At 53.3% G+C, this 22123-nt stretch carries 19 protein-coding genes; 10 read left to right on the top strand and 9 right to left on the bottom strand.

Annotation, left to right across the window (positions count from 1 at the left end; all coding sequences use genetic code 11):
• The first annotated feature begins 44 nt into the window (after window positions 1-44).
• The 6 genes from BXP70_RS09505 (at window position 45) to BXP70_RS09480 (ending at window position 6652) form a co-directional block, all read left to right on the top strand.
• Window positions 45-962, top strand: a complete 918-nt coding sequence (locus tag BXP70_RS09505) for a ribonuclease Z (RefSeq protein WP_086593832.1) — start codon at window positions 45-47, stop codon at window positions 960-962.
• A 96-nt stretch (window positions 963-1058) separates the two neighbouring features.
• Window positions 1059-1814, top strand: coding sequence for a queuosine precursor transporter (locus BXP70_RS09500; protein WP_086593831.1), 756 nt, complete (start codon window positions 1059-1061; stop codon window positions 1812-1814).
• A 26-nt stretch (window positions 1815-1840) separates the two neighbouring features.
• Entirely contained in the window at window positions 1841-2485 is a 645-nt protein-coding gene (locus BXP70_RS09495) for a hypothetical protein (protein WP_086593830.1), read from the top strand.
• Between the two features lie 10 nt (window positions 2486-2495).
• Window positions 2496-3473: a tryptophan--tRNA ligase gene (gene trpS, locus BXP70_RS09490; protein ID WP_086593829.1), complete on the top strand. Its 978-nt coding sequence runs from the start codon at window positions 2496-2498 to the stop codon at window positions 3471-3473.
• Window positions 3474-3776: 303 nt separating this feature from the next.
• Window positions 3777-4817, top strand: a complete 1041-nt coding sequence (locus BXP70_RS09485) for a Gfo/Idh/MocA family oxidoreductase (protein WP_086593828.1) — start codon at window positions 3777-3779, stop codon at window positions 4815-4817.
• A 305-nt stretch (window positions 4818-5122) separates the two neighbouring features.
• The gene (locus BXP70_RS09480; RefSeq protein WP_086594178.1) at window positions 5123-6652 is read left to right on the top strand and encodes a DEAD/DEAH box helicase; all 1530 of its coding nucleotides are present in this window, start codon (window positions 5123-5125) and stop codon (window positions 6650-6652) included.
• 65 nt (window positions 6653-6717) lie between these two features.
• On the opposite strand, the gene BXP70_RS09475 is transcribed toward BXP70_RS09480, so the two are convergent.
• The 7 genes from BXP70_RS09475 to BXP70_RS09445 all read right to left on the bottom strand — a co-directional run bounded on the left by BXP70_RS09475 (window position 6718) and on the right by BXP70_RS09445 (window position 13489).
• Window positions 6718-7035, bottom strand: coding sequence for a hypothetical protein (locus tag BXP70_RS09475; RefSeq protein ID WP_143436432.1), 318 nt, complete (start codon window positions 7033-7035; stop codon window positions 6718-6720).
• Window positions 7036-7160: 125 nt separating this feature from the next.
• Window positions 7161-8090: a 1,4-dihydroxy-2-naphthoate polyprenyltransferase gene (locus BXP70_RS09470; RefSeq protein WP_086593826.1), complete on the bottom strand. Its 930-nt coding sequence runs from the start codon at window positions 8088-8090 to the stop codon at window positions 7161-7163.
• Window positions 8091-8265: 175 nt separating this feature from the next.
• Window positions 8266-8853: a glutathione peroxidase gene (locus BXP70_RS09465; RefSeq protein WP_086593825.1), complete on the bottom strand. Its 588-nt coding sequence runs from the start codon at window positions 8851-8853 to the stop codon at window positions 8266-8268.
• A gap of 201 nt (window positions 8854-9054) precedes the next feature.
• Window positions 9055-9636 (bottom strand): LOG family protein, encoded by a 582-nt coding sequence (locus BXP70_RS09460; protein ID WP_086593824.1) that lies wholly within the window; start codon window positions 9634-9636, stop codon window positions 9055-9057.
• A gap of 185 nt (window positions 9637-9821) precedes the next feature.
• A complete protein-coding gene (gene argS, locus BXP70_RS09455) occupies window positions 9822-11615 on the bottom strand; it encodes an arginine--tRNA ligase (protein ID WP_086593823.1) in 1794 nt (597 codons plus the stop codon).
• A 172-nt stretch (window positions 11616-11787) separates the two neighbouring features.
• Complete coding sequence (gene hmpA, locus BXP70_RS09450) at window positions 11788-12996, bottom strand: NO-inducible flavohemoprotein (protein WP_086593822.1); 1209 nt, start codon at window positions 12994-12996, stop codon at window positions 11788-11790.
• A gap of 55 nt (window positions 12997-13051) precedes the next feature.
• Window positions 13052-13489 carry an RrF2 family transcriptional regulator gene (locus BXP70_RS09445; RefSeq protein ID WP_086593821.1) on the bottom strand — a complete coding sequence of 146 codons (438 nt, stop codon included), beginning with the start codon at window positions 13487-13489 and terminating at the stop codon, window positions 13052-13054.
• Window positions 13490-13695: 206 nt separating this feature from the next.
• Between BXP70_RS09445 and BXP70_RS09440 the strand changes: the two genes are divergently transcribed.
• Window positions 13696-13998, top strand: a complete 303-nt coding sequence (locus tag BXP70_RS09440; RefSeq protein WP_086593820.1) for a hypothetical protein — start codon at window positions 13696-13698, stop codon at window positions 13996-13998.
• 66 nt (window positions 13999-14064) lie between these two features.
• Here BXP70_RS09440 and BXP70_RS09435 read toward each other — a convergent pair whose 3' ends face one another.
• Entirely contained in the window at window positions 14065-15084 is a 1020-nt protein-coding gene (locus BXP70_RS09435; RefSeq protein ID WP_086593819.1) for an aldo/keto reductase, read from the bottom strand.
• A 379-nt stretch (window positions 15085-15463) separates the two neighbouring features.
• On the opposite strand from BXP70_RS09435, the gene BXP70_RS09430 reads away from it, so the two are divergent.
• Window positions 15464-16888, top strand: a complete 1425-nt coding sequence (locus BXP70_RS09430) for a TlpA family protein disulfide reductase (protein ID WP_086593818.1) — start codon at window positions 15464-15466, stop codon at window positions 16886-16888.
• A gap of 102 nt (window positions 16889-16990) precedes the next feature.
• Here the strand turns inward: BXP70_RS09430 and BXP70_RS09425 are convergent, their stop codons facing one another.
• A complete protein-coding gene (locus BXP70_RS09425; RefSeq protein WP_086593817.1) occupies window positions 16991-17992 on the bottom strand; it encodes an arginase in 1002 nt (333 codons plus the stop codon).
• A gap of 324 nt (window positions 17993-18316) precedes the next feature.
• Here BXP70_RS09425 and BXP70_RS09420 point away from each other — a divergent pair, with 324 nt between their 5' ends.
• Both BXP70_RS09420 and BXP70_RS09415 read left to right on the top strand, forming a co-directional pair.
• On the top strand, window positions 18317-19717 hold the full coding sequence (locus tag BXP70_RS09420) for a type III PLP-dependent enzyme domain-containing protein (RefSeq protein WP_086593816.1): 1401 nt from the start codon (window positions 18317-18319) through the stop codon (window positions 19715-19717).
• Window positions 19718-20981: 1264 nt separating this feature from the next.
• On the top strand, window positions 20982-22082 hold the full coding sequence (locus BXP70_RS09415; protein ID WP_086593815.1) for an exostosin domain-containing protein: 1101 nt from the start codon (window positions 20982-20984) through the stop codon (window positions 22080-22082).
• Window positions 22083-22123 lie beyond the last annotated feature (41 nt).

Genomic DNA, 22123 nt, shown 5'->3' with positions numbered 1-22123 from the left:
AGCCGTTCAACAAGCAGCCATCTAACCTTTCACCCTATCAACCCTTGGAGTTCGAGCTGAAAATACTGGGTAGCGCCTCGGCTACGCCTTATCTGAACCGCCACCACACAGCGCAGATTCTTACCGTCGATAATCAGGCGTACCTGATTGACTGCGGTGAAGGCACCCAGCATCGCCTGATGGAGTACAAAATCCGTCACCAGCGCATCGGCTCCATCTTCATCTCGCACCTACACGGCGACCATTTCTTTGGGCTGTTTGGGTTACTCTCGACCATGCACTTGCACGGCCGCACCGAGCCACTCCAACTTTTTGGGCCCGCCGGCCTCGATGAGGTTCTGACCACCCAATTTCGCGTATCGAACACGCAGCTTACCTTCAACCTAGAGTTTACGGTTGTTGACACGACGGCTTTTGCGCAGGTGTACGAAGACCGTTATGTGACGGTGCATACCATACCCATGCGGCATCGCATTGCCTGCTGCGGGTACTTGTTCAGGGAAAAGCCCAAACGACGCCATTTGGTTAAGGAGCAACTTCCCGCCGGCCTGATGCCCGCCCAACTTGCGGCACTGACACACGGCGAAGATATAACCGACGCGGCCGGCAATGTGCTCATTCGCAATGCCGACGTAACCACCGCACCCAATCACTCCCGTAGTTACGCTTATTGCGCTGATACGCTCTACACGGAGAGTAACGCTGAGCTAGTACACGGCGTCGACCTGCTCTACCACGAAGCGACCTTCCTGGACGACATGCGTGAGCGAGCCGCCACCACCCACCACTCCACGGCTCGGCAAGCTGCTTTGTTCGCGCGCAAAGCCGAGGTGCGCCACTTACTCATTGGTCATTTCTCGTCGCGCTACCGCGACCTAGAGCCGCTCTTGCGCGAGGCCAAAGCAGTATTTGATAATGTGGAGCTAGCTACTGAGGGCAAAACGGTAAGTTTGCCGGAATAAGCTTTTGGACACAAGGACAGGAACGTGAAGTGAAACCCACTTCTCCCTTTTTCTTTGGCTCGTTGTCCGAAGCGCACTTCTCATGTCCTTGTACTCATGTCTTTGCAAAAGACCTTTGCCCACAAAAAGCAACAGCTGTATCTCGTATTAAGCGGGATATTCTTGGTGAATGCCCTGCTCGCCGAAATCATTGGCGTCAAGATTTTCTCCGTCACGGCGCTGGTCGGGTTGCCCGGCGACCTTACCGCAGGCGTTATCATTTGGCCGGTCGTTTTTATCACCACCGACATCATCAACGAGTATTTTGGTCGGGCCGGCGTGCTGCGCGTAAGCTACCTCACGGTGGCGCTTATTCTGTATGCCTTCCTCGTTATCCTAGCTACCACGAAGCTGCCGCCGGCCGCGTTCTGGCTGGATGTGAACAAGACGGACCCGCAGGGCCGTCCTTTCAACATTGAGTTTGCCTACCAAAGTATCTTCCGTCAGGGTCTAGGTATTATTGTCGGCTCAATAACGGCTTTCATCATTGGGCAGATTCTGGACGCTTCTGTATTTCAGGGGTTGCGGCGCGTCACGGGTGGACGCTACATTTGGCTGCGCGCCACGGGCTCCACACTTATCTCGCAGCTCGTGGATAGCTTTGTGGTGCTGTTCGTGGCCTTCCACTTATTCGGCAATTGGCCACTAGCGCAGGTTATCAGCGTCGCAACTTTCAACTACTGGTATAAATTTGCGGCCGCCATTCTGCTGACGCCTGTGCTGTACCTAGCCCACGCCATTATCGACCGATACCTAGGTAAAGATGATACGCTGGAACTGCAGCAGGAAGCGGCAGAAGATTTGAGTGTGTAGCAATGTCTACTACCACTCTAACTGTTATGCACAAATTTTTGCTCGCTTGCCTAACTCTATTGTTACCTCAACTGCTTCAGGCTCAAAACCTATTTGAATCATTCAAACCTGGCACGTATTACTTAGCAGATAGTCGGCGAGTACATTACGAAGGTCAATTGAAAGTTCACTCAAACGAACTAGTAGTGAAGGATAACCAAGGTAAAGTAACGCGCTTTAAACCTGAAGAGGTGTACTACATCAAGTTAGCTGATCGTACGCGTTTTTTGCCATCTGCTGGTTTTCTCCTTTCTGGGAAGCAAATTAATTCATCTTTGGTCGAAGTACTTGACAGTGGAAGTGTAATGCTGATGCGTTATGAGCACGTCACAACGATGGCCCCCATGATGGGTGCTAGTGGCAATATGGTTTCTTATGGCGGCAGATCAGCACAAAGTGTGTACCTGCTACAATTGGCTGATGCATCAGAACCAACTGCGCTTCCATCAGCAGGTATGGCTAGCAGTAAGAAATTTCGCGAAGCTCTAGCGCCTTATGTTGGAGCCCGCCCTGATCTAGTTCAATTGTTAGCTGACAAGCGTATTTCAACTAATAACTTAGCCGACTTTATTCACGCTCTCAACACAGGCCAGCCTTTCGTTACAGCTACGGCCGAGACGTCTACTTTCTAGCTTCGCTTCTATGTCCCGCATTCTCACCGGCATCCAAAGCACCGGCCGCCCGCACCTCGGTAACTTGCTCGGCGCCATTGTGCCCGCCGTCGAACTATCGAAAAGCAGCACCAACGAGTCGTTGCTGTTTATTGCCGACCTGCACTCGCTCACGCAAGTTCGTGATGCTGAAACCCTGCGCCAGAACACCTACGCGGTAGCCGCCTCGTGGTTGGCATGCGGCTTCGACACGGAGAAGAACCTATTCTACCGCCAGTCGGATGTGCCGCAGGTAACGGAGCTGACCTGGTATCTATCGTGCTTTACGCCGTATCCGATGCTGGCGAATGCGCACTCGTTCAAAGACAAGAGCGACCGGCTATCCGACGTCAATGCAGGCCTTTTCACTTATCCGGTGCTCATGGCTGCCGATATTCTGCTCTACGATGCGGAGGTAGTGCCCGTGGGCAAAGACCAGATTCAGCACCTGGAAATAGCGCGCGACATTGCCTCGGCTTTCAACAACCGCTACGGCGAAACGTTTGTGTTGCCCCAGGCCCGCGTGGATGCCGAACTAATGACCATCCCTGGCCTCGACGGGCAGAAGATGAGTAAAAGCTACGGCAACATCATCGACATCTTTGCCGAGGAAAAAGCCCTGCTCAAGACTATCCGCAGTATCGTGTCAGACAGCACCCCGCTGGAAGAACCCAAAAACCCCGATACAGACACTACCTTCAAGCTATACTCGCTGCTCGCTACGCCGGCCCAAACGGAGGAAATGCGCCAGCGCTACCTAGCCGGTGGCTACGGCTATGGCCACGCCAAAAAGGAACTGTACGATGTGATTATGACCCGCTTCGCCACGGAGCGAGAGCAATTCAACTTCTTCATAAACAACCCCGCCGAGATTGATGCCCGCCTTGCCGAAGGCGCCCGCAAAGCACAAGCATATGGCTCGGAAGTACTGAATAAAGTGCGCGAAAAGGTAGGCTACCAACGACGCTAATTCTTTAAACTACGGATCCTTCGAATTTCAAGGATTTTGTAGATGCAAGCCGTACTTCCTAAAACAGAAAGCCTTCCCAAACCTAGGAAGGCTTTTTTTATCGAAACGAATTAGAAGAAGCCATTCACAAAACTCAAGGAATCCGCCGAATCCGTGGTCCAGAGAATAGCACTTGATTTGTCATCATTTTGTAACGAACTATGAGTGCGCGTGCGCTTCATGGCTAGTGTGATACGCTACTATCGTGTTGCTAGCTATCTACCATCTTTCCTTGCTATTCATTCGAACACCCATTCTCTCCTTATGACCAACGCAATCAAAACTGGCCTGCTCGCTTATGGCATGTCGGGCAAGGTATTTCATGCACCTTTTGTCGCCACTCACCCTGGCTTTGACTTCCGCGCTATTGTGGAGCGCCACCACAAGCAAGCGTCCCAAGACTACCCCGGCGTTATCAGCTACGATAGCGTGGAAGCATTGCTCGCCGACCCTGAGCTTGAGTTAGTCATTGTAAACACGCCCAGCAACACGCACTTCGAGCTGACGCAGCAAGTTCTGCAAGCAGGCAAACACGTGCTGGTAGAAAAACCGATGGCGGCCTCTTTGGCCGAAGTGCAAACCTTGTTCGACCTAGGTCGGCAGGTGGGCAAGCACGTTTTCGTGTATCAGAATCGCCGCTGGGACAGCGACTTTCAGGCCGTGCAGCAAGTCATTAGCAGTGGGCAGCTGGGGCAGCTCATCGAAGTGCATTTCCGCTACGACCGCTACAAAACTACCCTGAACCCCAAGCCCTTCAAGGAAACGGCGGTGCCCGCCAGCGGCATCGTGTACGACCTAGGCCCGCACTTGCTAGATCAGGTCATTAGCTTGTTTGGCAAGCCCTTGCGCAGCCACAAAACCACCGGCCGCTACCGCGCCAACACACAGGTAGACGACTACTTCACGATGCACTTGCAGTACCCCGACGGGCTAAACGTGTTCGTGACCAGCGGCTTACTCATTGCCAACCCCTTACCTGCGTTTGTGTTACACGGCACCACTGGCAGTTTTCAGAAAGGCCGCGTTGATGTGCAGGAAACCCAGCTTCAGCAAAGTATATCGCCACTAGCGTCGGAGTACGGACAGGAAGCCCCTGATAGCGAAGGCACGCTGACGGTAGTAGGCGCCGGGGATGAGAAAACGACAACGAAAGTACCGTCATTGAAAGGCGACTACACAGGGTTATTCGAGGCCGTGTATCAGACACTGCGCAATGAGGTTGCGTACCCCATCCGGGAAGAACATATTTTATGGCAAATGGCACTTCTTGAACAAAACCCAGGTGATTGGGCGTTCTTAGGATAGACTTGGCAGGGCGTTGGAGAGAACTTAGTGGTGTCTCGTTGTTGACTGATTGCTACTGGAGCAACACCGAGGCGAACAACATCCGCAACGACGAGACGCAAGTACCCGTCTCGACAGTATGCTCAAAACCTAGCTATTGGCACCTCCGCCCTACCGTCTGAAAATAGTTACCTTTACTACACTCCATCATTAAGCGGTTTGCTGACCGGAAACGCAGGGTCAGCCATTCTTCACTAGTAATTCGCTGAACTTTGACGTTTCACGACTTTAATCTCCACGACGACCTGTTGGCCGGCGTGGACGCCATGAATTATTTACAGGCCACGCCCATTCAGGAGCAGGCCATTCCCAAGATTATCGAAGGCAAAGACCTGATTGCTTGCGCCCAAACCGGCACTGGTAAGACTGCAGCTTATCTTATCCCGCTGCTCGATAAAATTTCCCACGCTAACCACGACCACACCAGCACGCTCATCTTGGTGCCTACGCGCGAGCTAGCCACCCAGATCGACGAGCAAGTGACTGGCTTCGGCTACTTCGTGGAAGCGAGCAGCATTGCCATCTATGGCGGCGGTAAAAGCGAAGGGTGGGAACAGCAGAAGCGCGCCCTCACCGGCGGCGCCGACATCATTATCGCCACGCCGGGCCGCCTGATTGCGCACATGCAAATGGGCTATGTTAACTTCGACAAGCTCAACTACCTAGTGCTCGACGAGGCGGATAAGATGATGGACATGGGCTTCTCAGATGACATCCTGAGCATCGTGCGTCACTTGCCGAAAGAGCGCCAGACGCTGCTGTTTTCGGCCACCATGCCCAACAAGATCAAAGAATTCTCGAAGCAGCTGCTAAACCAGCCGGAGGAAATTCGCTTGGCTGTATCGAAGCCGGCGGAGGGCATCAACCAGCAGTTCTATATGGCTTTCGACCGCCAGAAGATCTACTTGTTGGAGCACTTGCTCAAGAGCCAGAATGTGCAAAGCATGGTGCTGTTTACCTCGCAGAAAGCGGCCGTGGGCGGTATTGTGCGGGCAATCAACAAGCTAGGCTACGTAGCCCAGGGCATCTCCTCCGACCGGACGCAGGAAGAGCGGGAGAAGATCATGCGGGAGTTCAAGAACAAGCAGTTTCCGATTTTGGTCGCCACTGACGTGCTGAGCCGCGGCATTGATATCGACTCACTGAGCCACGTGGTGAACTACGACATTCCCCGCGCCGCCGAGGATTATGTGCACCGTATCGGCCGCACGGCCCGCGCCGCGACTACCGGCACGGCCATCACCTTCATCAGCGACCAAGATCAGGACCGCGTGGTGAAGATCGAGAAGCTGATTGAGCGCGAGATAGAAAAGATTAACATCACCGAAGAGCTAGGCCTAGGTCCGGCCCCTGAGTTTGATCCGAAGCGCTTCAGCGGCTTGCGTGGCAAAATTGGGGGACGCGACGGGCGCGGTGGTAGCTCCGACCGCAACGGTCGTGGCCCACGGCGCGAAGGCGACAAGCCCCGCGGTGAAGGCGGCGAGCGTCGGCGCGACGGTGGTCGTGGCCCGCGCCGTGAAGAGCGTCCGGTAGTTGCAGCCCCTGAAAATGGGACAGCGCCCGCCGAAGCAGACGCCACTCCCGTAGTGAAGGAGCCACGGGCCCCTCGCCCACCACGCGCACCCCGCCCAGAAGGCGAAGCGCCGCGTGAGCCGCGCGCCGAAGGAGGCGAACAAACGGAAGGCCAGCGCCGTCGTAAGCGGGGCGGCCGCAACCGCAACGGCCGTCGACCGCACGGGGAAGGCGGCGCACCCGACGCGGTGAGTGCTGCACCAGTAGCACCGAGTGCGGAGTAAGTCTGACAGAAACAAAACAAAAGCCCCCGCTGCGAGAGCAGCGGGGGCTTTTGTTCTTATTATAGCTATTTCTCTACTTCATGCCCGATACTTTTGAAGAACTCTTTTAGTCTTGGATACATACTGTCATCACCTTCAATAATTTCTTGCTGCTCAGTTTGCATGAAACTACACTCCAGACAGACGTTTAAAATAGAAATGATTTTATCTTCTTCATTATAGAAAACAATGGCATCTCGATAGATAGGTTTACACATCCAATAGATTGCATCTTTAACAGGAGTCTCAAGAACCTTGCGCAACCACAATACTTCTGCTGATGTTGCTTGCAATTTCTTTATTGAAACTGCTGAAGCATGAAACACCCCATTGTCATCTGTCAAATAAAGATCTGACAGGTTTTGCTTCCTATTAAACGAGTAAGTTCGTAGATAATGATAATGCAGGGAAGCAATGTACTTACCGCTTGTACTAGTATCAATCACTTCTTGGTTACAGGTTGCAAAGTTTAACCTACCACCTGCCCTACCCCAAATAGCACCGTAAACACTAGCGTCGTCAGGGCCATTTGCTTCAGCAGCGGGTCGAGTTGCATGGATTCTTGGCGCTGCCACACCTGTAAGCCATTACGCAGTAATAGCGGCGTTGCAAGTACAAACAGCCACTGCCAGGGCGAATGATACGTGAGGGCCACGTACACTACAGCGCAGCCGAAACCTAGCACCAACAGTAGCCAGTGGTAACGCCGCGCATGGCTTGGCCCCAACCGCACCGGAATGGTGATTTTGCCGGCTAGCTCATCGGAACGGATGTCGCGAATGTTATTGACGTTTAGCACTGCCGTGGCGAAGCAGCCGAGCGCAGCGGCAGGTAATAGCACGGCCAGGGGTAGCTCACGCGTTTGAAGAAAATACGTACCGCAGACGCCCACCATACCAAAGAAGATAAACACGGATACGTCGCCTAGGCCTGCGTAGCCATAGGGCTTAGAGCCGGCTGTGTAGTTGACGGCCGCCCAAATGGCTGATAAGCCGAGTACGAAGAACGCTCCGAAGATCCAGGCGCCAGCCGTACCTAGGGCCACCCATAGCAGTGCCAAACCGGCCACCAAAGCTAGCAGCCCAAAAATGCTCATGCCACGCTTCATCTGCGCTGGCGTGATAGCGCCGCTTTGCACAGCGCGCTGCGGGCCTTCGCGGTGTACACTATCGGCGCCGTTTTGGGAGTCGCCGTAGTCGTTGGCGAGGTTGCTCAAGATTTGAAGCAAGATGGTGGTCAGCACGGCAAGACCTAGCACTAGGCCGTTGAAGCGGCCAGCAGCAGCTGCTAGGAAACCACCGGTGAAGATGCTAGCTAAGGCCAGCGGCAGTGTGCGCGGCCGAAAAGCTGAAATCCAAGCCTTTACCGGACTAGGAGCGGGAGTTACAGTAGACGACATAAAAGGCAGAATAAGAACACAGCCCTAAAAAACGAAAGAACGTCATGCTAAGCTGGCCGAAGCATTTCCACTATAATGGCATATCCTTTAGCGAGGATTAGCATTGCGGTAGAGATGCTTCGGCCAGCTCAGCATGACGTTCTAGCAAAATAGCCTGAAAAAAATCGGAGCAGTCTTACTTCGTGATAGCTGCTACTAGCTCGTCGCTCAACGGCTTCACCTTCGAAGGGTAAAACGCTACAACATGGCCTTTCTCATCCACGAGGTACTTGCAGAAGTTCCAGGTGGGAGCGTCGGCTACGGCACCATTCTTCTGCTTGTCAGCTAAAAATTTGTAGAGCGGATCAGCATCATCGCCTTTCACTGGAATGGTGCTGAACAGTGGGAACGTTACGCCGTAGTTTTTCTCGCAAAACGAGGCAACTTCCATGTTGGAAGCTAGCTCCTGGTTGAAGCTGTTGGAAGGAAAACCTAGCACCGTTACTTTATCGCCGTACTTCTTGGATAGCTCCTCCAGCTCTTTGTACTGCGGCGTGAAACCGCACTTCGAAGCCGTATTCACGATGAGCAGCTTCTTGCCTTTGTACTTGCTCAGCTTCACGTCTTTGCCGTCGATGGTTTTCACGGTGTAGTCGTACACGGTGCCGGTGGCAGGACGGGGTGCAGTCTCGGTGGTGGCCATAGCAGGCTGAGTGACAAAGGTGCTGGATGATAAGCTGATGGCACCTAGCGTACCCAGCAAAAAGAGGAAAGAAGCTTTCATAAAAAGGGGGAGTTTTATACCCAGCTAACCACAATTGGCAGCCGAATGTTTCAGCAGCCTGAAGGTACGATTTCCTAGCCTGAATTGGATTGTCATTCCACAGAACGCCGGTCACGCTCGATGCCGGGCGGAACCTAGGTAGGCCATTGTTACGGCGACTTAGCTTTCTCCCCGCGCCCGGAACGACAACCAGCGGCTAGCTTAGGTCGTGGGCGGCGTAAGCCACTTCTCGACGGTAACGGGCCGGTACGCCAGCATCTTATCGAGCAAGCCGTTGGGGGTTTCATCTTCCAACAATTGGCGGCGGTTTTCTATTTTGAGCAAGCCTTCCTGCTGCATGGTATCCAGCGCGGCGAGCAGGTGGTTATAGTAGCCATTCACGTTGAGTACGGCCACGGGTTTGGGGTGCAAGCCGAGTTGGCCCCAAGTCAGCACTTCAAACAGCTCTTCTAAGGTGCCATAGCCGCCGGGCATCGCCACGAAGCCCTCGGCCAGGTCGGCCATCATCAGCTTGCGCTCATGCATGGATTTAACGACGTGCAGCTCCGTCAGACCTAGGTGGGCCAGCTCTTTGTTAGCAAGAAAATCAGGAATAACGCCAATGGCCTTGCCACCGTGGCGCAGTACGCCGTCGGCAACGGCACCCATCAGGCCCACGTGGCCACCACCGAAGACGAGTGTCATGCCGCGCTCGGCCAGGGCTCGACCCATGGCATCGGCCTGCTGTCGGTAGATATCATTGTTGCCTATGCTGGCACCGCAGTACACTGCTACACTTTTCATTGATTGAATTTTACTCTAATTACGCTACTTCTTATCATCTAAAATTTGCTGCCGCTCAAAAGGTCTCTGTCATCCTGACGAAGGAAGGACCTTATTCCGTTCGAACGATAATCGTTGCTACGATTCGTTCGGGCAGAACAAGGTCCTTCCTTCGTCAGGATGACAGCAGGATTTCAACAGCCGGTTTACATCCGCTCGGGTACGTCGATACCCAGCAGCCGCATTGATGCTTTGATCATGCGACCGGTTTGCGCCGATAGCGCCACACGGAAATTGCGCTTGGTCTCGTCAACTTCGCCAAACACGGGCACTTCGGTATAGAAGCGGTTGTACGCTTTGGCTAGATCGTAGGCGTACTGCGCAATGATGGCCGGCGACATCGTGTTGGCAGCTTCCGTCACTACGCTGGAATAGCGGGCCAGTTCCTGCACCATACCTACTTCGGTTTCGTGCAAGGCAGGCAGGCTAGCTAGGTCAGCGGTTTCACTTAGACCTAGCTCAGCCGCTTTGCGACGAATAGCGGCAATACGGGCGTGCGAATACTGGATGAACGGTCCTGTATGTCCTTGCAGCTGCACCGACTCTTCCGGGTTGAAGAGCATGCGCTTCTTGGGGTCTACTTTTAGCAGGTAGTATTTCAGGGCACCTAGGCCCAGCATGCGGTAGAGATGCTCGGCTTCCTGCTCGCTTAGGCCTTCGATCTTGCCTAGCTCGTTGGTAGCTTGGCGGGCTGCATCGGTCACTTCCTGCACCAGTTCATCGGCATCGACTACGGTACCTTCGCGGCTTTTCATTTTGCCGGAGGGCAGATCGACCATGCCGTAGCTGAGGTGGTAAATGGCGTCGGCGTAGGGCTTGCCTAGCTTTTTGAGCACCGCCTTCAACACCTGCATGTGGTAGTTCTGCTCGTCGGCAATGACATAGACCGAGAGGTCGTAGCCAAAATCCTGGTACTTCAGCTCGGCCGTACCTAGGTCCTGGGTGATGTACACGCTGGTGCCATCGGCGCGGAGCAGTAGCTTCTCGTCAAGGCCTTCTTCCTTCAGATCTACCCACACGGAGCCGTCGTCTTTGCGGAAGAAAACGCCTTTTTGCAGGCCTTCTTCCACCCGTTCCTTGCCTAGCAGGTACGTTTCCGACTCGTAGTACATCTTGTCGAAATCGACGCCGATGGTGGCGTAGGTTTCGTCGAAGCCTTCGTACACCCAACCGTTCATTTGGCGCCAGAGGCTGACCACTTCCTCGTCGCCGGCTTCCCAGGCACGCAGCATGTCTTGGGCTTCCAGCATCATGGGCGCCTGACGCTTGGCGATGTCGGAGGCCACGCCTTCCGTTTCGAGCTGGCGCACCTGCTCGCGGTAGTGCTTCTCAAACAGCACGTAGTACTTGCCAATGAGGTGGTCGCCTTTGATGCCCGCTTCCTCCGGCGTCTCATTGTGACCAAACTCCTGGTACGCCAGCATCGACTTGCAGATGTGGATGCCGCGGTCGTTCACTAGGTTTGCCTTCGTCACGGTAGCCCCAGTTGCCTTCAGAATCTCGGCCACCGAGTAGCCCAAGAAGTTGTTGCGCAGGTGGCCTAGGTGCAGGGGCTTGTTGGTGTTGGGCGAGGAATACTCCACCACCACGTGCTGCGGCCCGCCGGTGGGCACCGGAGCATTGTCGGGGCGCTGGCTGAGTTCGGTGAAGAGGCGCACCCACTCGCGGTCGGCAATTTCCAGGTTCAAGAAACCTTTCACCACGTTGAAGCCACTCACGCGGGCTTCGTTGGCCACGAGCCACTCGCCCAAGGCTTGCCCAATTTGCTCGGGGCCTTTGCCTAACGTCTTGGTCAGCGGAAACGTAACGAGGGTAAACGAGCCCGCGAAGTCTTTGCGGGTGGGCTGCAAGGTGAGCTGCTCGGCCGGCACCTGCGCGCCGAATGCTTGCTGGATGGCCGCGCTGAGCGCCGCTTTGATGCTATTTTCGAGTTGTTGCACAGAAGAGAGGCTAGGATAACAGCAGATGCGAGCCGGCACCGCGAAGCGGCTACTGCCACAAGCCGAAGCTTGGGCAGCCAGCCGACTCAAAGTCTGCTTCCGATTTCTAGTGCAAAGGTAGAAAGGCTAGGGGAACCTAGGGGAAAAGTTGTTGGGGCACCTAGCCTCTATATCACAAGGTCAGCGTGGCTGGCCCGAACTCCTCGTAATGAATAGCCTCGCGCGGAATACCCATGGCGCTTAGATCTTGTACCTGTTTGCGAATAAAAGGCGTCGGCCCGCACAGATAATAATCCGCTTCCCGCAGCAGGGCACCGCCGTTAAGCCTGCGCAGATCCACAATGCCTTCATAATGCCCCTCTGCTTTCAGGTGGGGCTCCAGCGAGTCGTAGAAGAAGTGCTGGTGCACATTGTCGTAGTCGCTGGCCAGTTGTGCTACAGGTTGGCGGAAGGCGTGTACCGTGGCGTTGCGGCTGCCATGCACCCACATAATTTCGCGTTGGCTGCCAGTCGTTACTAAGTGTTCCAGCATGCTCAGCAGTGGCGTTTGCCCCACCCCACCGCTAACAAACACCACGGGCGTTGGTTTGTCGACCGCCAATACAAAATCGCCGGCCGGTGAAGCTAGCTCCACCATATCGCCCTCCTGCACAAATTCGTGCAAGCGGTTGCTAATCATACCGCTCGGGTGTTGAGGGCTACCAGCTTCTCGCTTCACCGAAATGCGGTAGTATACTTGGTTAGGAGCATTGGAGAGGCTGTATTGGCGCGGTTGAAACAGATTCAGCTCCGGCAAAAACAAGCGCAGGCTTACATACTGTCCGGGCACAAAGGGTGCTACGTTGCCCCCATCCCTGGGGTATAGATAGAAGGAAGTAATTTCTGCCGATTCCGCCACCTTACGACACACAGTGAAGGGACGCCACCCCGTCCAGCCCCCTTCCTGCGCCACTGCGTTGCGATACAGGCCGCTTTCCAAGCTGCTCATTAAAGCGGCTAGCTGTTGGTAAGCCGCTCCCCAAGCATCGAGTAAAGCCGGCGTTGCTGCTTCGCCCAGCACCTCACCAATGGAGGCGAGCAGGTGCTTACCCACAATGGCGTAGTGCTCCGGCCGGATGTCGAGGCTAACGTGCTTGTGCCCGATTTTGGTGAGGGCCCCCACGAGCACCGACGGGTCTTCGATGTGCTCAGCATACGCTAGCACCGCCATAGCCAGCGCGGTTTGCTGCTTGCCATTCTGTTGATTTCCCATGTTGAAGACATTCTTCAACTCAGGATGGTGCGTGAACATGCGCCGATAGAAATACGTGGTCAGTGCTACGCCGTGCTCTTTCAGGGTGCCCACAGTTGCCGTCACCAAACTCTTCTGCTCAGGAGTCATAAAATTTGATTTTTATTACCGGACATTTTTGTCCGGTATTTGGGGAAATAAAAAGTTATCGCTTTAAAAAGGCTAGGCCATCGTGCACCTTCCCTGCTAGCTCGCCAATAGTGTGCGTGCGCAGCAATTCATTGAGTTGGTCGCGAATAGGCAAGAATTGAAAATGCATAGGACACGGCTGTTTGGCCGAACACTGTGGCAGCCCCAACGCACAGCCTTGCAGGATATCGGGCCCATCGATGGCTACTACAATTTGCTTGAGTGTTACGGTGCGTAGCTGTTCCGGCGTTAGCTCAAAGCCCCCGGTGGGCCCCTTCACCGACGTCACCAATTGCTGACGCACCAGGCCCTGTAGCACCTTGGCCGTGAAGGCCTCGGGCGAGTCGATTTCAGCGGCTATGTCTTTCAGGCCTACGCGGCGTCCGAAGTCGGCCGACTGCTGGCCAATGTATATCATGGCCCGTATCCCGTATTCGCACGCCTTGGAAAACATCTGTTTCGAATTTTGATGCAAGATAGAAGCGCATTTTATAAAGGACAAATTTATCCTTTATTATTTTTCAGGGCTTTATTTATTCCCCACGGTGCACAAGTCGGCAGTGCTCAAGCAGATAAATAAAACAAGAGACACGGTTGAGTTCAAACTACCACTCAGTTGACCACGTACAGAAAACCTAGGACCCTTTACCTGCTCACGCCATGACGCTCGCCTCCCTTGATCCCAAGAACCCAGCTAACCCTGCCCTCAAGGATACCGCTGCACAAAATACCACGGATAGCCAACCCGCTACGACGAATGCGTTGCCGCTAACTGAGGAAGTACCAGAAGCCACACCGCAAGCCCAAGCTACAGCAGCGTCGCCCCCTAGCACGCCAAGCTCCGAGGAAGCGACCACGCAAGAAGATACTCTAGCTGATCCGCAAGCATCAGACGCAGACACTGGCGGCTACGATGATACAGATACTGGCGTCAGCAACGACGCAGATGTGCATCCCTTATAAGACAACAGACACGAAAAAGGCTCCTACTAGGTAGGAGCCTTTTCGTTGAGCCAGCTTTTGGATTGCTTATATCTGCCGGTCGCCTACCGTAAAGTCCAGCATCCAGCCCGGATACTCGGGCGCCAGCTTGCTGACCTCATCCAGCTTTTGCAGGTCTTCGGGCGTGAGCTGTACGTCTACAGCTTTCAGGTTGTCTTCCAGTTGGTCCATTTTTTTAGCCCCGATAATTACGCTCGTCACGACGGGCTGATGCAGGAGCCAAGCTAGGGCCACTTGCGCCACGGTAGCGCCCTTGGCTTCGGCCAGCGGCTGCAAAGCGTCGATGATGTCGTAGGCTTTTTCTTTATCCACGGGCGGGAAGTCGAAGCCAGTGCGGCGCGAGCCTTCTTCGCCCTGGTTCTGGCGGGTGTATTTGCCGCTCAGGAAACCGCCCGCCAGCGGGCTCCATACCATCAGGCCCACTTTCTGATCTTGCAGCAACGGCACCAATTCGCGCTCCAGGTCGCGGCCTGCAATGGTGTAGTAGGCTTGCAGCGACACAAACTTCTCGACGTGGTTATAGGTCGAGTACGACAGCGCCTTCATCAGCTGCCAAGCCGCTAGGTTGCTGGCCCCGATGTAGCGCACTTTGCCACTGCGCACAAGGTCGTCGAGGGCGCGCAGGGTTTCTTCCAGCGGCGTGAGCGGGTCGTAGCTATGAATTTGATACAGGTCGATGTAGTCGGTGTTCAGGCGCTTGAGGCTAGCCTCGGCCTGGTCCATGATGTGCTTGCGGGTGAGGCCGACTTGGTTGGGGCCTTCACCCATTTTGCCGCGCACTTTGGTGGCCAGCACTAGGTCGTGGCGGTCGATACCTAGGTTGCGGAAGGATTGGCCGGTCAGTTCCTCCGATAAGCCTTCGGAGTACACGTTGGCCGTGTCGATGAAGTTGATGCCCGCGTCGATGGAGCGCTTCATAATTTCATCTACTTGCTCTTGCCCGAGCGAGCCGATGGCTTGCGCCCAGCCGCGGCCGCCAAAGGTCATGGTGCCGAGGCAGAGCTCCGATACTTTCAGGCCGGTATTGCCTAACAGGTTGTATTTCATGAGGGAGGTGGTGTTGGTTGTGGTACTTGCATAAGGCCTCGCAGCGGGCAATTGTTTGCGGCAGAGCAGGAGCGAGATTTTGGCTTTTTGGCTTCCTAGCCATGCGCTTCCTCCTGGCTGTTCAGCTCTAATGCTAGCCTATGAGCAGGCTATTTCACGACCCTAGCCACCCCATAATTTCCTAGCCATAAGAATTTCCTCAACCAGAGACACTAGTTATTTCCTAGTTATCGTTCAGCAATAAAACCTCTTACGTTCAGCGCTTTACATGTAAACAGGACCCAACTTACCCGGTGGCTTGCCGCCGTGCTACGAAATAAGCCGAGAGGTGCTTTTTCGGCAGATACCCTAGCTATTCCACCTTTATCTATCCATACGTATGCATCCAACAACCAAACTTCTTGGGCTGCTTTTGCTGCTCTTGCGCGTAGACCTCGTTAATGCACAGCCATCGCAGTTTATCACCTTCATTAGTGAAAGTTCAAACGAGCGCCGACCGTTTGTCTACTACCAGGATCAATTTCAGGATAATATTACCCCATTCTTTCGCCTCGATACCGTGGCCGGTCGCTGGCAGCCTTTGCAGATAGCTACGAAAGTGCCCTTGTGCTTCCGCCTTAGTAACGATATGGAGCAAGCTACGATCTATGCGCAGCCAGGAGACACGATTTATGTTCAGACGCACCTCAACAAGTGGCCCTATTACACCTTCCGTGGTTCGAAATCCAGCAAAGTCCGCTTAGCAGAACTCAACTTCTTCACCGAGCTGAATACGCGGCATATTGGAATAGGATTGCCAGACGCTGCGGGGCTGTTTTTCAATGCTCGCTACCCTTTCCAAATGGCAGGTCTTTGCGAGAAGTTTGACCGCCGCATGGCCTTGCTGAAGCGCTACAACGATTCGCTCCACTTAGCGCCTGCTTTCGTCACCTTTGCCTGCCATCGAATTCGGGCTCAGTACCTAACGGCACTTTTCTCCCCCTATTATGGCAAGGAGCGTGTCTTTGACCAGTTCCCTGCTTCTTACATGCAAACGCTCGACGCCATCGGGGTAGAACATTTTTTGACGAACGACACACTCTTATTTACTACCCAGGACTACCGGGTGCTTGCGTACGATTATGTCCGTTACCTGAGCCGCGCCGCTCACGGCACCCCACAGGAGCTAGAGACGATGTACCAACAGGCTAGCTCGGCACTGCGCGGAAGAACCCGCGACTACGCCTTGTTTTACTTGCTTAAACAAAACCTAGGTAAGCACCTGCCTAGCTTCAACTCGTACCTAGAGCGGTTTCGCCGGGACTGCGCTACTCCCGACTACGTGCAGTATATAGACAGCGTAAGTAACCGACCTAGGATACTCCAGCTAGAGCCAGATTTGCTGAACACGCCTCTGCTCAGTACCACTGGCGAAACTTCTACTTGGGCGCAAATGCTAGCACGCAACCGAGGCAAAGTGCTTTATCTTGACTTGTGGGCGAGCTGGTGCGGCCCCTGTCTGGCCGAAATGCCCGCATCAGCTAAACTCCAAACCAAGCTAACTGGCAAAGAGGTGCAGTTCGTCTATTTTTCCGTAGATCGAGACAAAGGCAAGTGGCTCAAATCGTTGGAGAAAGAACAACTAGCCCAACCAGGCACGCAGCATTATCTGCTCGCCCCCGATTCGAAACTAGCGAAGTTCTTGAATGCGCCGCCGATTCCGCGCTACGTCCTGATCGATAAGCAAGGCCAAGCTGCTTCCTTAGACGCCGCCCGCCCGAGCAACCCACCCTTGCTAGCCGACATTGACAACTTATTGAAATAACTCACTACGACATGGTTGTCATGCCGAGCGAAGCAAAGAATTTGGTTTCCCTCTTTAAAGGTTAACCCAGATTCCTCGCTTCGCTCGGAGTGACAATCTTCCTCAACCATTCGCCACCTCGCCCCTAGGTCCGCGCGAAGTGGCTGCTTCCAGCCGCAGCCGCTCCTGAATGGCATCGGTAGCGGCTTCGAGAATATCAAAGGCATTCTGGGCCATCGTGTTTTCGGAGTCGAGCGTGGGATTTATTTCTACCATCTCGAAGCACACCACTCGCTCGTTTTCCAGCAAATGGTGGCACAGGCTAATGGCTTCTTGCACGTTCAGGCCCGCTTCCACGGGCGTGCCGGTGCCTTTGCTGAAGCGCGAATCCAGCGAATCCACATCGAACGACACGTACACCAAGTCGCAGAAGCGCAGGCGCTCGTAGATTTCGCGGGCTACCAGTTTGGGGCCTTTGGCGCGGAACTCGTCGAGCACATAATTTTTGATACCCAGCCTTGCTATCAGTTCATCTTCCTCCTGTTGGGTGTCGCGCACCATCACGTACACAAGGTGTTCGGGCGTGAGTTTGGGGCCGGGCTCCCCTAGGTTTTGCAGACGACGCCAGAAAAATTCGGTTTCGGGCTCCGGCTCGTTGCGCTGCAAGGCACGGTTATCTTCGTTCAGGGCCATGGCCAGCGGCATGCCGTGCATGTTGCCGGAGGGTGTGGTGTAGGGCGAGTGGATGTCGGCGTGGGCGTCGATCCAGACCACGCCGAGCGTTTTCTGTGGGTAAGCCGCTTTGATGCCGGCAATGGTGCCGGCGGCGTTGCTGTGGTCGCCGGCCAGCACCAACGGAAACTCACCGAAACGAAGGGTCTGTTCTACCGTATTAGCAATGCCCTTCAGCACCGTGTACACCGAATCGATGTGCTTGGCGTAAGGGAAGTGGTTTTTGTCGAACAGCACGTGGTTCAGATCGGGCACGGCAACGGCGTTGAAGCGCCGGAAATAATCAGAACCTTTGTTCAGACAAGCAATGCGCAGAGCGTCTATTCCCAGACTCGCCCCACGTGTGCCCGCCCCGAGCTCGGAGCGGACTTCAATGAGCTTAATGCGTTTCATAAAAAACCATGCGCGGCAACGACGGGCAGCCAAAGACCCAGCCGAATACCAGTCGGAGCAGGACCACGTCTCACCGCTCTCGTCCCGGACACCCCCGTAGGAGTACCCGCTACCACCTATCTTTGCCGGCCCTTAAAGGTGCGCAAAAGCCCGCACAAAGGCTAGGTTGTTTTCACTCATCTATAGGCTAGCATGCACGTGTTTTGGCATCTTACCCGTCTTGGCTAATCTTCCATAATCGATGGAATTTCCAGGACCTGTTAGGTGTTTCGGCATGCGCTTTCTAGCGTTTCATCCCACAAGCAACAGACCCATCTCCCTTCAATGGATACCTATCACGACCTGATTTCTCAGACGTTCGACTTTCCTACCCAAGACTTTACCGTACAAAACAACGAGTTGCGCTTCCATGATATTCCGCTGATGGATATCATTAAGAAGCATGGCACGCCGCTGCGTCTCAGCTACTTACCTAAGATCAGCTCCCAAATTCAGCGGGCTAAGAAGTGGTTTGCTGATGGCATCCAGAAAACCGGCTACCAAGGCAGCTATACTTACTGCTACTGCACCAAATCGTCGCATTTCAGCTTTGTGCTGGAAGAGGCCTTGAAAAACGATATTCAGATCGAAACTTCTTCAGGCTTCGATATCAACATCGTGCGGGCGCTCTACACCAAGGGCAAGATCAGCAAGCAGACCTACATCGTCGCCAATGGCTTCAAGCGCGAGCGGTACAAGCGCCACCTTACCGAACTCATCAACGAGGGTTTTGTGAACTGCATGCCCATTCTCGACAACTTAGAAGAGATTGAGTACTACCACGAAAACGTGCGCGAGAAGTGCAACCTAGGGATGCGCCTGGCCTCCGACGAAGAACCTAGGTTTCAGTTTTACACCTCGCGCCTGGGCGTGCGCTACGCCGATGCCATTCCGCTCTACGAGCAGAAGATCAAGGAAGATCCGCGCTTCGAGCTCACGATGCTGCACTACTTCATCAACACGGGCATCAAGGACACGAGCTATTATTGGTCGGAGCTGAGCCGCTTCGTGCACAAGTACTGCGAGTTGCGCAAAGTGTGCCCCACCCTCACCACCATCGACATTGGCGGCGGCTTGCCCATCCAAACCAGCATTCAGCCGGAGTACGATTATGCCTACATGATCGAGGAAATCCTGCGTACCATCAAGCGCATCTGCGCTGAGGAAGGCGTACCGGAGCCGAACATCTTCACCGAGTTTGGCATATTCACCGTGGGCGAAAGTGGCGTAACGCTCTACTCCATCCTGGACGAAAAACTCCAGAACGATAAGGAGTTGTGGTACATGATTGACGGTTCGTTCATCACGAACCTACCAGATACCTGGGCTCTGAACCAGCGCTTTATCATGCTAGCTATCAATGGTTGGCAGAAGTCGTACAAGAAAATCCAACTCGGCGGCCTCACCTGCGACTCGCAAGACTACTACAACGCGGAGAAGCACATCTACCAAGTATTCTTGCCCGAGCGTAAAAACACCGACGAGCAAAAGCTTTACGTCGGGTTCTTCCACACGGGCGCTTACCAGGAAAGCCTCTCCGGCTACGGCGGCATTAAGCACTGCCTGATTCCGGCGCCCAAACACGTTATCCTCGACCGCGCCGAGGATGGCACCCTGACCGACTGGGTTTTTGCCGACGAGCAAGACAGTGAATCGATGATGCGCATCTTAGGGTACCAGAACTAAGGTGCTAGGTATACCGGGCCGGCTCGTCTATGAGCCGGCCCGATCCTTGTACTTCAACCTGAACCATTTCAACTAATCCTCACCCCTCATCATGATTAAAAAATTACTTTTCGTAGCTGTAGTAGCCGTCACTGGTCTTAGCTCCTGCAACAAGAGTGTTTGCCCAGCCTACAGCAACGCTCGAACCCCACATTCAGCAACGCCGAGCCTCTCTGCTAGTGTGTCAGTCCCTGTAGCTCATCAATAGTACTATATCCGGATACTCACGGAGCGATATGTACGCAAGTGGCAGCTTCTCCTATCATAGCTAGGAGAAGCTGCTTTTCTATTTTAGGCAGAATCTTTGCGCTAGGAACGATCTACGCAATTAACTGGTTGGACATTCGTTTTAGAAGCCCAGCATTGTCTTTTATAATCTCTTGCACTTTTACATGAAAAAGCTCCTATTCATCGTCCTGATTGGCTTCGGAGGCTTAAGTTCTTGCCGTACCAAATGCCCCGCATACTCTACCACAAAGCCGGCTACGCACGTTTCTTCGCCTATTACGGCTAGCGCCGCTGCTCCAGCAGCCCGGCAGTAGACTTACCCCTGAAGTAGGATCTCGTAGGCAGAACGTTTTGCTCGTTTCTTGCCAATAAAATATAGCATACTCGCGACTTCTGTTGCGCGACACAAAGCCCTGGCCAGACAGCTAGGGCTTTTGTTTTTGAGTTCTATTAGGGCGGCGGTAAGACACTGTGGTAAAAAGCGAACTTAAGGACCTAGGCACACCAAGCTAATAACGCTCAGCTCATATGACCAGCTCGCCTGAACAACCAGTTCAGTGCTGGCAGCAGCTTCTTACCACTCCATTAAGGCACTAATGCACTACCTTTGTGCCGATAAACTCTCCGAAAAATCTATTTTATTACTACATAAAGTCCATATCTGGATTTTATATTGTTTTTTTGCCATTGGTAAAAAAAGCACTCGAAAGAGAAAGCCTCGTTGCGTACTTCTCACTAGACCCTATTATACCTAGATAGATGCAGGCTTGGCAACGACAAAAGCTGCAACGCAGCGCCTGGTTATCATCATAGAAGCACTCGATCATCAACTTATCTCGCCCTCGACCACAACCAAGTTGCGCCTATACGCTGCGCCATTCCTGACGCCAACACAATGGGTTTCTTGCAGAATTGGCTAGTCCTCAACGTCGCTTTGTTTAGCCAGCGCCACTTGTTTTTGAAACATGACTTCTCATAATTTCTAACAGAAGATAATATGAAACTGAAGCTTTATACGGACTTAAGCCTCCTTGATAAGGGGAAGCCCGTTGAGTTATTAATACCTTTCATCGGTAATTTCGAAGAAAAGCCTGGCTCCGTTACTTATGGAAGGTTCGATAAATTTTTGCAGGAAGGCAAAAACTTCTTAGAGTTAACTACGCTGGAAGAGTGCGACGCTTGCTTGTTACCGATATTCTATGATGTTATCGAAAACCAAGCGGCGTTCGAAAAGAATATCGAATCGTTTGTTAAACGCGTAGAGAGCAGCAATAAGAAGGTATTAGTTTTTGTTGGTCACGATACGCTGGACCTAAATATTAAGATTAAGAACGCTATCATTTTCAACAGTGCTATCAGTAAATCCAAGCAGCCTAAAAATGTATTTCCTTGGCCGCATTTCTTTGAGGACTTCCTAGAAAAATACAGCAGCGGGGTATTAGAAATACGCCCTAAAGGCAGCAAGCCTGTTGTCGGCTTTTGTGGTTATGCTCCTCCCTTGAACACCACGATGGGAAAGGAGAAAATCTTGGGCATGGTCCGGCTAATTGGTAATTATATGGGAATCATGCAGAAATTCCCGGTCAAAGTAGCTCACTCCTACAGAGCCCGGGCCATCATAGGTCTGCAGAAGTCGAAGAAAGTCGTCAATAACTTCAGGCTCAAGAGCAACTTTGCTTTCGGGCCTGATGGCCTCAACACAGGTGCTGCGGCTGAAAGTCCGGAAGAATTTCGGAAGAAATATGTGGAGAATATTATGGAGAGCGACTACACGCTTTGTATTCGAGGATACGGCAATAACTCTGTCCGCTTCTTTGAAACACTGTGCTGCGGACGTATTCCTATTTTCCTAAATACTGACAGCACATTGCCTTTCGAGGAAATAATTGATTGGAGAAGCTTGTGCGTGTGGGTAGAGGAAAAAGATATCGACAGAATCGGAGATATTGTCGCCGACTTTCATAACAACATTTCCGAAGAGGATTACAAGAATCTCCAAAAGAAATTGCGTGGTATTTGGGAAGAGTACATGGCGCCAACCGGATTCTTCAAAAAAATCAGCCTTTTTATTAATGAAAAGAACCTTGTAGCGAGCTAGGCTTGTAAAATAAGTTTCTTACAGAAGCGAGTAGCTAATGC

The organism is Hymenobacter crusticola, assembly GCF_002154225.1.
Classification (GTDB): Bacteria; Bacteroidota; Bacteroidia; order Cytophagales; family Hymenobacteraceae; genus Hymenobacter; species Hymenobacter crusticola.
Note: the sequence above shows the minus strand (reverse complement) of the source record. Positions and strands in the feature narration are given on the sequence as shown.